The following is a 15,524-nucleotide window of genomic DNA, read 5'->3' as shown; positions in this document are numbered from 1 at the left end:
ATCACTCTTAGCTTATTTCTCAATCCATTCCCGCCGCAAGGCAAAAAGCTCGCGCAGCTCGCTTGTCGACATTTCCGTGACCCAGTTCTCGCCGGTGCCTACGATTTGGTCGCTGAGGCCTTGCTTACGCTCGATCATCTCGTCAATCCGCTCTTCGAGCGTGCCGAGTGTGACGAACTTGTGCACCTGCACGTTGCGCGTTTGCCCAATGCGAAAAGCCCTATCCGTGGCCTGATTCTCCACGGCCGGATTCCACCAGCGGTCGTAATGGAACACGTGATTCGCCGCTGTGAGGTTCAAACCCGTTCCTCCTGCTTTCAGCGAGAGGATGAAGATATGGCAGCGCTCCTCCGCAGGGAGCGCCTCGTCCTGGAAGCGCGCGATCATGGCATCGCGCTTCGCTGCACTTAACCCCCCGTGCAAGAACTGCACGGGCTCTCCCAACGCCTGCGCAAGCGTAGCCTGCAGCAGGTGACCCATCTCGACGAACTGGGTGAAGATGAGGCAGCTGCCTCCTTCGCTTCTGAGTTCGTCTATCATTTCAACCAGCCGCTCCAGCTTCGCTGAGCGCGCTCTCACCTCCGCGGTGGGAAGTGAGCCGCGCCCCGCACTTGCACTTGCACTTACCCTTGCACCCGCACTATCCTTCTCCTTCAAAAACAAGCCCGGATGATCACAAATCTGTTTCAACTTCATCAACGCGGTAAGGATCAAGCCTTTCTTCTCAATACCGCTCAGACTTTCTCCCATCCCACCTGAACCTTCGATCTTCTCCATCAAGCTCTGCACGACATTCTCATACAAAGCCCCTTGCTCAGGGGTTAAACGCACATACGCCTTACCCTCGTACTTATCCGGCAAATCCAGTTGAATCGCCGGATCCTTCTTCAATCGCCTCAACAAGAACGGGCGAATCAAACGCTGAACGCGGAAAGTCAGCTCCCTCGCACCATCACCATTTTTCTCAATCGGTCCTACATACTGTCGATTAAAATGGGTCAGTGTCCCGAGATACCCTGGGTTCACATAATCAAAAATCGACCATAACTCCGTCAATCGATTCTCAATCGGCGTTCCCGTCAATGCAATACGCTGCCCCGCTTCTAGCTTACGAATCGCCTGCGACTGCTTCGTATAAGCATTCTTGATATTTTGCGCCTCGTCCAAGCAAAGCGCATCCCAGGTCACACCAGCCAACTCCTCCTCATCCAGCTGAGCGAGATTATAGGAGGTGATCACCAAATCAGCATCTCCAAGCGATGCCTCGAAAGCTTCCCCTTTGGCCCGCTGCGTGCCATAATGCAAATAAACTTGCAAGGTAGGCGCGAATCGAGCCAACTCCTTCTGCCAGTTACCAAGCACAGAGGTCGGACAAATGAGGAGCGATGGTTTGGACTTTGATTTTAACTCCCTCACCCTCAACAAATAAGCAATAAACTGTATCGTCTTCCCAAGCCCCATATCATCAGCCAAACATCCACCCAGCCCCATGTTTCGCAAAAACAACAACCAAGACACTCCCTGCACCTGATACGGCCTAAGCTCTGCTCTTAAATCCTTAATCTGCTCCACAAGCGGAATAGACTTCGTCTGATTTAACTGCTTGATTAGGCCACGCAGATGACTATTGAGCTCTACTTTGACCTCCACAGCCTTGTCCTTCTCATCACCATCTGACGCTAACTCTCCCTCCCCCTCTAAAAGATGCATTTCAAGCACATCCCGGAAGGAGAGTCCCCTTTTCCTTTCAACATGCCGCATAGCATCCCGAATTTGGTCCAAATACGCAGGATCCAGCTGCACCCATTTGCCTCGAATATAGATTAACCGCTTCTTCTCTGATGCCATTTGCCCAAATTCTTCCTCAGAGAGATCGATGCCCCCCAGCGCCACTCGCCAGTCAAACTTCATGATCTGATCCATCCCAAACATCGCTTTGCGCGACTGACCAACGGAGCTTTTGATCTTCGCTTTTAATAACGGACGCATCTTCTGAATCTCTTCCCACCATGACGGTAAAAAAACAGAAATCCCCGCCGCCACTAGCTTTAAACTCGATTCGGTCAAAAACTCCCACGCCTCATCGTCTGACAATTGCTCATTAATTTTTCCTGGCTGATAGGCACTCTCAAGCTCGGGCAGTATCCGAAGAAATCGCTTCGTCTGCTCCAGAATCTTGTTCGCAATATCATCCTGCCAAGCAGTAGGCACCTGCCCGCTCAAGACATTCCCCGTTGAGCTAAATTCAACGAATCGATTCGCATCCCGGCGATCCTGCGCAATAAAACGCAGCCGCCAATCCGCAGCGTTATCCTTAGCCGTCGTTGTTCCATCCACATACGTCTCCGCATATGGCTCAACGAGCTGCACACAAATCCGATAAGGAGCTTGGTCCTGCTGCCATCCAATCGCAAAGAGCCAGTCCTCCTCCACCATCCAAGCCGACTCCGCTAGCAAGGCCAGGAACTCTGGCTCGTTAACTCGCAACAACCGATGCATCTGCAGTAATCCTTGCCAAACCGGCGCTAACCCAAAATCAGGATCCGTCCCCAACAGCTCTTCAACAATGCTATTAAACCACCCCTGCCAAAAGCTCTCAGGATACCTCCAAGAACTCAACTCATTAAATCTCTCTGTCTGTTCCACAGGCAGCCGGAGCTTCCAGCCATGTCTTCCCTCACGCCACATCTCATAAGAAGGCACATACCAACTATGATCGAGCGCCTCCCTCAGAATAACTGACCCTTTTTGCAGTTGCACAAAACCATCTTCCCAAGTTAATCTGCTATGCAGCAGCACGCCAGGCGCACACAAATAATCCAAAGTCATTGCAGGTGATAGCACAATAGCATCGCCATATTCAATGCGAGTCACTTCCAGCTGCGTCCCGTAGAACGAGCGCTCATGCCAAGCAAACAACAGCTTCCGCAGCATATAGCCAGGAATCGCATTGGCCTGCTCTGTTTCTCCATATACGGCAAAACTCCCCGAAGGCAGCCTCTGAATTCTCATATAAATCGGTGACAAGGTGATCATGGAATCAAGTTTCCTTTCCGTAATTCCTCATTGAAAGCGCGATACCGAGCGTATTGCTTGACGATCTGCCCCAAGTACGCCTCGAAACGAGGTGTCAGCTTCAGCTTTTTATAAGCAGCCGACAACTTCTTTAACAACTTAATAGCTTGTATATAATCGGGACGATTTTTACCCTGAATAAAAGCTTCTACAGCATGGTGATAAATGGGCAAAAGAAAGCGAACATTCGCTTTTTCCACAAGCTTTAGCTGCGCTGAATCGATGTGTACTGTGGTAAGATCCAGGAGCAGACAAAGATCCGCCCAAGCCTGATACTCCCCCTTCGTTATTAAAAATTTCGCATAGTGATCGTAACTCGCAGGTAAAAGCGAAATCATCGCTTCCCTGTGCTCTGTCTCAACATCTCGATGCGCCGCTGCCAATCGCCAGAAATTCAGAAAATCAGTCGCAAATACACCCTCCATCTTCGGTTTTAACCACCGCAGCCAATTCAACAAACGATCCCACTGACTATCAAAAACAAATCCGTTCAAATAATCGAACCAATAATCCAGCTCAATCTCAAACATCCCTGTTTCTGCCCGTTCCCAGGCATTCTCATCCTCACCCTTGCTAATATCCAAATGGATATAACCTAGCGTAGCTACTTGGCGGGCCTGATGACTGGCATGGGGATCCGAAAGCAGCTGTCTGAGCCTCGTCGTTTCTACCTCGATCATTTCCTTATCCTGAAACAACTGCGACCATAACCATTTATACAAACCCAGCCAATCCGGCAGATTTCTCGAAGAGCCATTTTCACAGAGATCAGACACGTAAGCTGCTATCTCATCCAAATGCTCGCCATACTGTGCCAGCGCTTTGTTAACATCAATCCGATAAAGTATTGCTTCCAACTGCTCGCGACAATGCTTAACAACCCGCTTGAAATAATAATCCGTATTTTGATAAAAATCATAAGTGATCGCCTTGGATCCCGCCATCGTATCGCACAGGCGTATCACATACAGCGCCACCTGAATGTCATACAAACTTCGAATCGTCGGCTCCCACGTATCCGCTAGCTTATTAAGCTCCCGCCACGCGCGCAAGCAGACTTCCTCTAGGCTAAAAGCGTTATAAATCTTGGCATTGCCATATTTTTTATTAAAATAAGTCCGCCACATTTCACAGCTATCTGTAGGTTGGGGCAGCTTCTCCGCTTGCTTAAGCGCAGTTGGAACTGGAACATCCAGTTCCAACTGCTTTATCTGCGTCACCTTTTTGGCGCCCCATCTAAGTTCTTCTGGATCGAAGCCCTTCATCTTTGCTACCTCATAAAGCACTGCAGCCATATGTTTACAATAGTAGCCGTACGGACAAGTGCAGCTGCTCCGCGTGAAGGTTTTGAGATCCAAAATGACCTTGTACCTGCTTGTTCCGTCTGCTCTTGCTTTGATAATCGAGGTGCCTTCCACTTGAATGTCCCTTACAGCACCTTCGTTAAAATATGTCCAACCTCTCGCGAGGATGACTTTATCAAATTTAGGACGTATCCGTTCTAGCCAGAACGACCAATCCATCTCTAACTCTTGCATGATACTTATCCCCCGTTACCCAATCAACTTCCTTCCCTCATTATATAATTATTTCCCCTTGCAAAAAAACACCCCCCGCCAGAATCATAAATGATTCTTCGCGAGAAGTGCCTATCCGTTACTTCCTTAGCATACCTTGATGTGGATGCGGGTGCGTTCCACAATACTCATCCGTTTCGGAACATGTGTACACATGCTCATAAACCGGAACACAGTGGTGGCGATTCACAATTTGAATCGGATGAATGACTTGAACCTTTTGCGGATGGTAGAAATCTCTAACTACTCTTTCTGGATCAGTCATTATCGGGTCAGCCGGTGGACACTGAAATTGTTTTCCTTGATTCGGTTGTAAAGCCATGAATGAGTCAACTCCTCTGTTAGTTTGAGATAGTATACGTCTATCCCTAGTCCAGAGAGTGTACCAATGCCTATCTTTCCATAATTAGGCTGATACACGTGGGCCAAGCAGGTAAATGTCCAAGCAGATTTGAGGTAACCAGGCTATGTGGTAAATACCTATGAGTGAACATAAGTAATAATAAGTTATCATTCACAGTCTTGGAATTACCCTGTATAATTAGGTATAGGTGCTTGTCACACCTTGACATTCATACATTGAAAATAGAAAGAGGTGAAGCACATGGAAGAATTACTTAAAAAAATGATACTGCAGCTGGAAACAATGGACACAAGGCTACAAGCAATGGAAACAAAACTAGAAGCTATGGACACAAGTCTACAAACAATGGAAACAAAACTAGAAGCTATGGACACAAGACTAGAGGCAGTGGACACTAAAGTTGACAAAATTCAGCTTACATTGGATTCACATCATATCGAAAACATCGAATCAGATAACCAACTACTCGAAGCGATTCACATTACCAATGGTCGCTTAGACTTCCAAAGGGACAAGATCTCCAAAACCGAAGAAGACCTATATTTATTGAAACAAAAGCATTAGGCCCAAGGGGCTTTTATTTTTACCACAAAAACGAACATACATTCGATAACCTCTCTGAAATGCCTACTTTTTTGCAACATAATATAAAAAAGACTCCCGAAGGAGTCTTTCTCACCGCATATGTAGAAGTTCTGAAGAACTTCTTACATCATGCCGCCCATTCCACCCATGCCGCCCATATCAGGCATACCTGGTTTGTCTTTTTCTGGTTTATCAGCGATAACCGCTTCTGTTGTCAAGAACATAGCTGCAACAGATGCTGCGTTTTGAAGTGCGGAACGTGTTACTTTTGCAGGGTCAACGATACCAGCTTCGAACATGTTTACCCATTGTCCAGTTGCTGCATTGTAGCCGATGCCTACTTTTTCGTTTTTCAAGCGCTCAACGATAACGGAGCCTTCTTGACCAGCGTTAGCTGCGATTGTGCGAACTGGTTCTTCAAGGGAACGAAGGATGATGTTAACACCCGTTTGCTCGTCACCAGAAGCAACAACTTTTGCTACTGCGTTGTATACGTTAACTAGAGCAGTACCACCACCAGAAACGATACCTTCTTCAACTGCTGCACGAGTCGCGTTCAAAGCATCTTCGATGCGAAGCTTGCGCTCTTTCAATTCAGTTTCAGTCGCTGCGCCAACTTTGATAACAGCTACGCCGCCAGAAAGTTTAGCCAGACGCTCTTGAAGTTTTTCTTTATCGAAATCGGAAGTTGTTTCTTCCAGTTGGGAACGAATTTGTGTAACACGAGCTGCGATATCTTTAGGGTTACCAGCACCATCAACGATGATTGTGTTTTCTTTGGTAACACGGATTTGACGAGCGCTACCCAATTGATCAGGAGTTGTGGATTTCAGATCCAATCCAAGCTCTTCTGTAATCACTTGGCCACCTGTTAGAGCAGCGATATCGCCTAGCATTGCTTTACGACGGTCACCGAAACCAGGAGCTTTAACAGCTACGCAAGTGAATGTGCCACGAAGTCTGTTCACAACAAGCGTTGCTTGTGCTTCGCCTTCAACGTCTTCAGCAATGATTAGAAGTTGTTTACCGGATTGAACCACTTTTTCAAGAACAGGCAAGATTTCTTGGATGTTCGAGATTTTTTTGTCAGTGATCAAGATGTACGGGTTGTCTAGAACAGCTTCCATTTTATCCGTATCTGTGATCATGTATGGGGATGTGTATCCACGGTCGAATTGCATACCTTCTACAACCTCAAGCTCCGTCAAGAAGCCTTTGGATTCTTCAACTGTGATAACACCGTCTTTACCTACTTTTTCCATAGCTTCAGCGATTAATTCGCCTACTTCTTCGTCAGCAGCAGAGATTGCCGCAACTTGTGCGATGGATTGTTTGCCTTCGATAGGCTTAGCAATTTTTTGAAGCTCTTCTACAGCCGCTTTAACAGCTTTCTCGATACCTTTGCGGATAACCATTGGGTTAGCGCCTGCAGTAACGTTTTTCAGACCTTCACGGATCATCGCTTGCGCTAGAACCGTTGCAGTTGTTGTACCGTCACCAGCAACATCGTTTGTTTTGGTAGCAACTTCTTTAACAAGTTGAGCTCCCATGTTTTCGAAAGCATCTTCAAGCTCGATTTCTTTCGCGATCGTTACACCGTCATTCGTGATCAACGGGCTGCCAAATTTTTTCTCAAGTACAACGTTACGGCCTTTTGGACCTAGGGTTACTTTAACGGCATTCGCCAAAGCATCTACCCCGCGAAGCATCGCGCGGCGTGCGTCTTCACTGAACTTAATTTCTTTTGCCACGATAGGAAACCTCCTCTAATTAAAAACCTAAATATCAATTGTTAAAACGTCTAGCCGATCTATATGCTGCTCTAACTTAGGCTAATACAGCGAGAATGTCGCTTTCGCGCAAGATCAACAGTTCGCGGCCTTCGTATTTCACTTCAGTTCCAGCGTATTTGGAGAAAATGATGCGGTCGCCTTCGCTTACTTCAAGCGGAACACGTACGCCATCTTTCAACGCGCCAGCGCCAACGGCTACAACTTTACCTTCTTGTGGTTTTTCTTTAGCTGTATCTGGCAGCACGATGCCACTTGCTGTAGTCTCCTCTTTCGCAACGGCTTCAATGATAACTCGATCACCTAACGGTCTGATCATGGAAAAATAGCCTCCTTTAGAAAATTGGTCTTAGTTAAATTTCATTTATTAGCACTCGAATGTGTTTAGTGCTAACAACACCTCTTATGATACTCATTCTGGGAGTAATTTGCAAGTCCTTTTACACATTTTTCATTCTTTAGGACACCCCCCTCATTCTACCCAATTCATAACCAAATATTCCCTATAAAAATGAAAAATAGCCCACCCAAAAGGCAGACTATTTTCACACTTTAGCTCATTTAGGACCAAACTCCAGCTCCCAGGCCGCATCATTTGCAAGCTGTTTGCGATAAATGAACCCAGACATAAACACACTGAATTCATACAAAATTATGAGCGGAACCGAAACTAAAATGGCGGAAATCGCATCTGGCGGGGTAATCACAGTGGCCAGCACCACCATCAACATGTAAGCATATCTTCTAAACTTATGCAGGCGCTTCGGGTTCAGAAGCTTAATCTTAGTGAGAAACATCACTACGATGGGCATCTCAAAAACACACGCGAGCGGAAGAATGATGTTAAACATAAATGTAAAATACTGCGCTGCCCCGTACATCTCCGTAATTTCAAGGCTCTTACTAATAGACGAAGTGAAGTAAAAGGCCATCGGAAAAACAACCCAATACCCGAAAGATAATCCAACTAAAAAGAGTAGAAACGCATACGGAATATAAATAATCGAAGCCTTTTGCTCCGTTTCCCGGAGGCCTGGCTTAACGAAAGCCCATATATGATACAGAATAAAGGGTAAGGTGATCAAAATACCTACGGCTAAGCCGAAATTCATATACAAACGCAGCGCATCCCAAGGCGAGAAAACGTTCCAACCAATATCTCTCGCTGGTGGGATACTTTTAAGATAACGAATGACGGGTTTCGCAGCTGCGAGTCCACCCACCATGCCAATGACCAAAACAACTAATATCCACATGATTCGCTTGCGCAACTCACCAAGGTGCTCTACGAGTGACATTTCTTCATTTTTCAACCTATTTCACCTACCTAATCTAGTGAATACAACCTCTACGGCTGAATCACTTGCTATGCTGCAAAATGTAAAACTTAGTCCGGTAACCGCCGTGAATTGCTTGTGCTGCCTGGCTTCTGCGCTGGCGCCGGGGTAGGGGCCGAGGCATGTGCAGGAGCGGCGGACAACACATCGGTTGCTGCTAGCGCGGCGGATTCTGCAGCTGATGAGGACAGCACTTCTACAGCTTCAACCGGCGAAACGGTAACATGAACGACCTCGGAAGACTTGTTTGTTACGAAAGCTACAGCAGGCTTAACTTCGGGTGAACTCGGTGGTCCAGCCGAGGTTTCCACATTCACTGAATCTTGTACTTGTGACGGCATGGTAGTAGCCGCCGTTGGTTCTTCAGAAACCGACTCATCCGTTATATCTGCCACATCATTTCCTGCGATCGAAACAGGCGTAATCGGATCTGGAGCGATAGGAGAACTCGGTGCAATAGGAGCATTGGATACCTGTGGTGCTTTCGGCTCATCCTTCATCAGCTCGTTCGTGGCCTGCTTGAAATCCCGCAGTGTCTTGCCGAGCATACGGCCAATTTCTGGGAGCTTCTGCGGTCCGAACAGAACTAATGCGACAACCGCAATCAATAAGAGCTCGGTGAATCCTATATTTTGAAACATGGACTTCATCTCCATTTTGTGTTGCGTTACGAATACACATCTAATCTAACACTGATAAAATCCGCCGTAGCCCATCTCCGTGATGTCACTACGCACGATTTGCTCACCCGCACAGATGCGCGGCAGCAGCACATCAAAGGACGTGTACGGGTCGTGCATCACACAACCCGGCAAGCCCATGATCGGCAGATCGCCCAGATAGGCGATCATCAACATCGAGCCCGGCAGCATCGGCGTTCCGTAGCTGACCACGCGGGCGCCGGCCATCTTGATCGCACCCGGTGTGCGATCATCCGGGTCCACGGACATGCCGCCCGTGACCAACACCAGATCCACACCCAGCGCTTGCAGCGCGTGGATCTCACCCACAATCGCTTCGCTGTCATCGAGCGCGAAGCGCTGATCCACAACCTCGGAGCCGAGCTGCGCGACCTTCTCTTTCACGACCGGGCCGAATTTATCCTTGATTCGGCCTTTGAAGACCTCGCTGCCCGTCGTGATTACGCCGACGCGCAGCTTACGAAACGGCTTCACCTCCAGCAAGGTGAAGCCCTCCTCACGTCGAGCCGCGGCTAACCGCTCGACCTCCACAACCTTCGCTTCGTCGACGATCAGCGGGATCACCCGCGTACCGACCAACGAAGCGCCAGCCTGAACGACCGTGTTGCTGCGAATCGTCGACAACACGACCTCATCGATGGCGTTCACGTTGTCTACGAACGCCTTATCGATCTTCACCAAGCCGTGAATCTCCGACTTCACGTTCACTTTACCCTCATGCGGCTCCGTCAGCCTGAGGTTATCTCCCGCAATCGCCTTCGCCATGCGCAAGGCAGCTTCATCCTCATGGAGGTAACCTGGCTGTAGCTCCATCACATAGATATGTTCCTTGCCGATGCTCAGCAAGGCAGGGATATCAGCCTCCGTCACTTGGTGGCCTTTGCGGAACAAGCGACCTTTGAACTCGCCAGGGAGGATCTGTGTGAGATCATGCGGGAGAATCATGCCAATGGCATCTTCCACCTTCACCTCGCGCAACATGGAAGTGTCTTTACTCATCGCAAGTCACCTTCTGACATATCTCCATCACTCTGCTCTTCATCCGTGATCGCCTTCTTTACCTGTCAGAATCCCCAGCGCATGTGGAAGTTGATCAATAATGGCCATCAAATTCTCCTGAACACCCTTAGGACTGCCTGGCAAATTAATGATCAGCGTACGTCCGCGAATACCAGAAACCGCTCTGGAAAGCATCGCTTTCTTCGTTTTCTGCATCGAGATCATCCGCATCGCTTCAGCAAAGCCTGGAGCAACACGATCAATGACATTCAGCGTTGCTTCTGGTGTTACGTCCCGCGGAGCCAGTCCGGTCCCACCCGTTGTTAGAATTAAATCAGCTTGATAATAATCAGTCATTTCTATTAAGGAAGCCATTATTTCGTCCATCTCGTCCGGAACGACCCGATACTCGATGATTTCGCCTTGAATTTCCTCTTCAATCAGCTCGCGGATTACCTGAGCGCTAGTGTCTTCTCGTTCTCCTCGGTAACCGCGGTCACTGGCTGTCAAAATCGCAACTTTCCAGTGCATCCTTCGTCACCTCTCCCTTGTTCACTGAATGAGATAACCCCACTAACCTGCGTGATTGCTAGAACACTGCACGAAATTCCCCGCTTTTGCGAAGCTCGATTAGAGCCGCATCACGCCTTATGTCTTGCTTGTGAAATCACGCTTTATTGTCTTGCCTGTAAAAATCCCCGTTTTTACCGCCTGTTTTCATAACAAGCAGGGTCGAGTTAATGATCATGTCTTTCTCTACGGCTTTACACATGTCATATACGGTTAATGCCGCGGCAGATACAGCTGTTAAAGCTTCCATCTCTACGCCTGTAGGACCCGTTGTTCGTACAGTTGCTTCTATGTATAGTTCATTGATGCCGTTATTCGAAAACTGAATATCAACCCCTGTTAGGGCAATCGGATGGCACATCGGTATCCAATCTGATGTTTTCTTGGCGGCCATAATGCCAGCCACTTGCGCCACGGCGAGGACGTCGCCTTTTTTCATTTTACCCTGCAGGATTAAATCCAGAGTTTCAGACTTCATTAATAAGGTAGAGCGCGCGGTGGCTGTACGTTTCGTCTCCGTTTTATCCGATATGTCGACCATTCGCGCTCTTCCCTGATCATTAAAATGCGTCAATGGTGAAGAATCGGGCACTGCAATCACCTCTATATTAGGTTTCTGTTTTGAACACCATCTTGCTTTCGGTTACGATGCCATCCACCCGGAAATCATGCCAAGAAGAAGGTACAGCAGGAATCAATTGTTTATCAAAAGCAGCCGCAACAGCAAACGGTCTTTTCAGACCACGCGCAGCAAACAATTGCATAAAGCGATCATAGAAACCGCCGCCGTATCCCAAACGTCCGAAATCAAGATCAAACGCCAGCCCTGGTACTACAATCATCGAGATCGTACCCAAATCATGTTCAATCGGAACATCACTTCGCGGCTCTCTGATCCCATAGGCGCCACTTTCGAGGTCTTCATAACGGTTTATGATATGCAAATTCATCGTCTTCGTATCCGCCACTACCTTCGGTATCAGCACACGAATTCCCTGCTGCCAGCACCATTCCATTAATGGCGCAACGTCCGGCTCTGAACGAAAAGGCATATAGCTCATCAGCGTGGGCTGTGGATTGGACTGCATAGGTCCTTGATCGAACAACTTATCTGAACATAGCTTGACCATTCTCTGGTGTATCAGTTGTTGCTTCTCATCACGCGACTCAGCAACAATCGACGCACGTCGTATTTCCATTTCCTTGCGTAATTCTATTTTCCGCTCTCGGATGTTCATCATAAGTTACAGCCCTTCCTAGCGAGGAGTGGTTTCCCCCATTTTAACATAAATAAAGTAAAAAACTATACTCGGGCCCGAGACCCTGTCGAATCCGCATGATTTCAGGTCATTTGACACTATATTTCACCTATGGCTAGTCACTCCATGCCTAAATTAAGCAGGCGTTGCCCTCATTCTTCGTGTATACTAATGAATTGATGGGACTGGAAATAGCACCCTTAGGTCAACTTAAAAAAAGGTTCTTATATGAATACGCAGCCAAAATGCAGGAGGTAGCAGCAACATGCTATTACAAGTTTCTAACATTTCCAAAAGCTATGGGGTACGCTCCGTACTCTCTAATATAACGCTTCAGATTGAAAATCGGGAACGCATCGGGTTAGTCGGTGTCAATGGTGCCGGTAAATCGACCCTTCTTCAAATCATCGCGGGTGAGATGTCGTATGATAGCGGCGATCTATTCAAAGCGAAAGAAACCAAAATCGGCTATTTAAAGCAAAACAGCGGACTTAATACGGACAAATCCATTTGGAATGAGCTGCTCAGCGTGTTCAGTTCTTTATTAGAGACGGAACGAGAGTTGCGAGAGCTGGAAGCCCTTATGGCTGACCCTGACCTCATCTCCGATGAGAAAAAGTATGAGTCCACAATGAATCGGTATGCGCTGCGCTCCGAATGGTTTCGTGAGCATGGCGGCTATGAAATTGAGGCGAAAATTCGCGGTATTTTACACGGGATGGGCTTCGGACAGTTCTCTCCAGATACCTTGGTTAATACGCTTAGCGGGGGCCAGAAAACGAGATTGGCTTTGGCTAAAATGTTGCTAGAGGAACCCGATCTACTGATGCTCGATGAGCCTACCAACCATTTGGACATCGCCACGTTAACTTGGCTGGAAGGTTATTTACGCGGCTACCCAGGCGCCATTCTCGTCGTCTCCCATGACCGTTACTTCCTTGATGCGTTGGTTACTTCGATTTATGAAATTGAGCGACATGCTTCCAAACGATATACGGGCAATTATTCCCGTTTTATCGAAATTAAAGAAGCGAATTATGAAATTGAAATGAAACAGTTTGAAAAGCAGCAAGAGGAAATCTCAAAGCTGGAGGATTTCGTGCAGCGCAACATTGTGCGTGCTTCGACAACCAAGAGAGCGCAGTCGCGCCGTAAACAGTTAGAGAAAATGGACCGATTAGATAAGCCGATGGGCGATCTAAAACGTGCTTCCTTCTCTTTCGAAATCGAGCAAACCTCGGGTAAGGAAGTCCTGCAAGTAGACCGGCTATCCCTTTCGTACGATGGCAAAAACCGTCTTCTCGACGGCGTCTCCTTCCAGCTTCGCCGTTCCGAAACCGCTGCGCTTATTGGACCTAACGGGGTAGGGAAATCGACCCTGCTCAAAACCTTGATCGGTGCGCACAAGCAGGACGCAGGTACCTTCAAGTGGGGTGCTGGCGTCACGATCGGCTATTACGATCAAGAGCAAAAAGGTCTAAATCCGTCCAATAGCGTACTGGAAGAAGTGTGGAACACATATCCTCACCTAGAGGAAGCGCGCATTCGTACCGTACTTGGCAGCTTTCTTTTCAGCGGTGAGGACGTGTTTAAGAAAATTGCTGCTTTGAGCGGCGGCGAAAAAGCCCGCGTCTCCTTGGCTAAGCTTATGCTTCAGAAGGCTAACGTTCTGATCCTCGATGAGCCTACCAACCATCTGGATTTGTACAGTAAAGAGGTGCTGGAATCGGCCTTGATGGATTACGAGGGCACCCTCCTCTTCATCTCCCATGACCGTTACTTCCTGAATAAGATGGCCGAGAGCATGCTGGATCTGCAGAAGGATGGCTTAACAAGCTATCTCGGTAACTATGACGACTATGTGGAAAAAAAAGCGGAGCTTGCTGAAATGGAAGAGAAGCGTTTGGCGAAAGAGGCGGAGAAGAAAGCTGCTGGAAGCTACTCTTCGGCTTCCGCTACTGCTGTGAAAAGTGAGCCTGTTAGCGGTGGCAGTTACGAAGCGGACAAGCTGGCCAAGCGTGAAGAACGCAGTCGTCAACGGAAGCTAGAACAGTTGGAGCTAGATATTGCTCGACTTGAAGAGGAAGTTACAGCTCTCGAAGCCGAACTTGCGGATCCAGCTGTGTACAACAACTACGTGCTTGTCCAGGAAAAGACGGCTGCGGTTGATCAACGGAAGAGTGCGCTTGCTGCTTGTTATGAGGAGTGGGAAGCACTCCTTGCCTAGAGCGGGTATGCAAAAAAAGTTTGGTTGAAAATTCAACCAAACTTTTTTTGCATTTACAGCACTTCAGTCAGACATGGTTTAGAAACGGTTTATTGGGCAAGAAGTGACTTGTTCGGATATGGCGGATCGTTTTTGTTTTTGCCCGCATGACGATAGATTGTGTTTCGGCACGATGTCCGGGTAAAAAAAGCACCCCGCCTAAAAAATCACCTGGTGTTATGCCCGTTGCCGCGAAAATGACATCACCATCTCCTACCATGTCTTCCATCGACAAGATCTTTAATGGATCCTGCAGCCCCATTTGCCGGCAACGCTCCTCTTCTTCCGGAGAAGATGGCATTAATCGGCCTTGTATTTCACCGCCAAGACATGATAATGCTGCTGCTGCAAGCACTCCCTCTGGCGCCCCTCCAGAACCTACATATAGATCAACGCCTGACTCAGGAAAGGCCGGCGCCATAGCTCCGGCAACGTCTCCGTCACTTAGATGCTTGATACGCACACCTAAGCCTCGCAGCGTTTCCATATGTTTGGCATGCCTTTCCCGATCCAAAATAGCGACCGTTAACTCTGAAATCGATTTATTTAAAATTTGAGAAGCCTTAAGCAAGGTTGTCTCTAATGGCTCTGATAATCGAAGCCGTCCTTTTAATAAAGGTCCGCAAGCCAGTTTCTCCATATAGATGTCCGGAGCATGCAGCAAATTTCCCTTGCTCGCAACAGCGACAACAGCCAATGCGTTATTGATGCCCTTCGCAACTAGTTCCGTTCCTTCCAAGGGATCTACTGCGATGTCAACCTCTGGGCCGTCCTGATTGCCTACCTGCTCCCCAATATACAACATAGGAGCTTCGTCCATCTCCCCTTCTCCGATAACAACGGTGCCTTTGATGGATACCGAGTCGAACATAGCCCTCATTGCCGAAGTAGCAGCCCCGTCTGCGCTATTCTTATCGCCTCTTCCCATCCATCTGGAAGCTGCCAATGCGGCAAGTTCCGTGACCCTCACGATTTCTAATGCAAGTTCTCTTTCGATAGGA

General features: G+C 47.9%; 14 protein-coding genes. 2 read left to right on the top strand and 12 right to left on the bottom strand.

The genetic code is table 11. The features are described 5' to 3' along the window. Window positions 1–12: 12 nt before the first annotated feature. The 3 genes from AC58P7_RS10250 to AC58P7_RS10240 all read right to left on the bottom strand — a co-directional run bounded on the left by AC58P7_RS10250 (window position 13) and on the right by AC58P7_RS10240 (window position 4,974). Window positions 13–3,036, bottom strand: a complete 3,024-nt coding sequence (locus AC58P7_RS10250) for a DEAD/DEAH box helicase (protein ID WP_497342387.1) — start codon at window positions 3,034–3,036, stop codon at window positions 13–15. Then, a complete protein-coding gene (locus AC58P7_RS10245; protein ID WP_497342385.1) occupies window positions 3,033–4,613 on the bottom strand; it encodes an SWIM zinc finger family protein in 1,581 nt (526 codons plus the stop codon). Before AC58P7_RS10245 ends, AC58P7_RS10250 begins: the two co-directional genes overlap by 4 nt. A gap of 118 nt (window positions 4,614–4,731) precedes the next feature. Then, a complete protein-coding gene (locus AC58P7_RS10240) occupies window positions 4,732–4,974 on the bottom strand; it encodes a hypothetical protein (RefSeq protein WP_171632523.1) in 243 nt (80 codons plus the stop codon). Window positions 4,975–5,256: 282 nt separating this feature from the next. Between AC58P7_RS10240 and AC58P7_RS10235 the strand changes: the two genes are divergently transcribed. Continuing rightward, complete coding sequence (locus AC58P7_RS10235; protein ID WP_497342383.1) at window positions 5,257–5,580, top strand: hypothetical protein; 324 nt, start codon at window positions 5,257–5,259, stop codon at window positions 5,578–5,580. Between the two features lie 143 nt (window positions 5,581–5,723). On the opposite strand, the gene groL is transcribed toward AC58P7_RS10235, so the two are convergent. From groL to AC58P7_RS10195, 8 genes are all read right to left on the bottom strand, one after another. Continuing rightward, on the bottom strand, window positions 5,724–7,352 hold the full coding sequence (groL, locus tag AC58P7_RS10230; RefSeq protein WP_497267536.1) for a chaperonin GroEL: 1,629 nt from the start codon (window positions 7,350–7,352) through the stop codon (window positions 5,724–5,726). A gap of 76 nt (window positions 7,353–7,428) precedes the next feature. Continuing rightward, the gene (groES, locus tag AC58P7_RS10225; protein WP_028553854.1) at window positions 7,429–7,710 is read right to left on the bottom strand and encodes a co-chaperone GroES; all 282 of its coding nucleotides are present in this window, start codon (window positions 7,708–7,710) and stop codon (window positions 7,429–7,431) included. A 238-nt stretch (window positions 7,711–7,948) separates the two neighbouring features. Further along, a complete protein-coding gene (gene tatC / locus AC58P7_RS10220; protein ID WP_497342573.1) occupies window positions 7,949–8,689 on the bottom strand; it encodes a twin-arginine translocase subunit TatC in 741 nt (246 codons plus the stop codon). An 89-nt stretch (window positions 8,690–8,778) separates the two neighbouring features. Beyond that, complete coding sequence (locus AC58P7_RS10215; RefSeq protein WP_497342381.1) at window positions 8,779–9,369, bottom strand: twin-arginine translocase TatA/TatE family subunit; 591 nt, start codon at window positions 9,367–9,369, stop codon at window positions 8,779–8,781. Window positions 9,370–9,414: 45 nt separating this feature from the next. Beyond that, window positions 9,415–10,428 (bottom strand): molybdopterin-binding protein, encoded by a 1,014-nt coding sequence (locus tag AC58P7_RS10210; RefSeq protein WP_497342379.1) that lies wholly within the window; start codon window positions 10,426–10,428, stop codon window positions 9,415–9,417. Window positions 10,429–10,467: 39 nt separating this feature from the next. Next, entirely contained in the window at window positions 10,468–10,959 is a 492-nt protein-coding gene (locus AC58P7_RS10205; protein WP_056608535.1) for a MogA/MoaB family molybdenum cofactor biosynthesis protein, read from the bottom strand. Between the two features lie 136 nt (window positions 10,960–11,095). Continuing rightward, complete coding sequence (gene moaC / locus AC58P7_RS10200) at window positions 11,096–11,590, bottom strand: cyclic pyranopterin monophosphate synthase MoaC (protein WP_497342377.1); 495 nt, start codon at window positions 11,588–11,590, stop codon at window positions 11,096–11,098. A gap of 16 nt (window positions 11,591–11,606) precedes the next feature. Continuing rightward, window positions 11,607–12,239: a 5-formyltetrahydrofolate cyclo-ligase gene (locus AC58P7_RS10195; protein ID WP_497342375.1), complete on the bottom strand. Its 633-nt coding sequence runs from the start codon at window positions 12,237–12,239 to the stop codon at window positions 11,607–11,609. 283 nt (window positions 12,240–12,522) lie between these two features. Between AC58P7_RS10195 and AC58P7_RS10190 the strand changes: the two genes are divergently transcribed. Then, window positions 12,523–14,484: an ABC-F family ATP-binding cassette domain-containing protein gene (locus AC58P7_RS10190; RefSeq protein WP_497342373.1), complete on the top strand. Its 1,962-nt coding sequence runs from the start codon at window positions 12,523–12,525 to the stop codon at window positions 14,482–14,484. Between the two features lie 67 nt (window positions 14,485–14,551). On the opposite strand, the gene glpX is transcribed toward AC58P7_RS10190, so the two are convergent. Then, the gene (glpX, locus tag AC58P7_RS10185) at window positions 14,552–15,520 is read right to left on the bottom strand and encodes a class II fructose-bisphosphatase (RefSeq protein WP_497342571.1); all 969 of its coding nucleotides are present in this window, start codon (window positions 15,518–15,520) and stop codon (window positions 14,552–14,554) included. Between the last annotated feature and the right edge of the window lie 4 nt (window positions 15,521–15,524).

The sequence above is a fragment of the Paenibacillus sp. J22FR5 genome (genome assembly GCF_059691975.1).
This window is presented reverse-complemented; position numbering and strand designations above follow the sequence as displayed.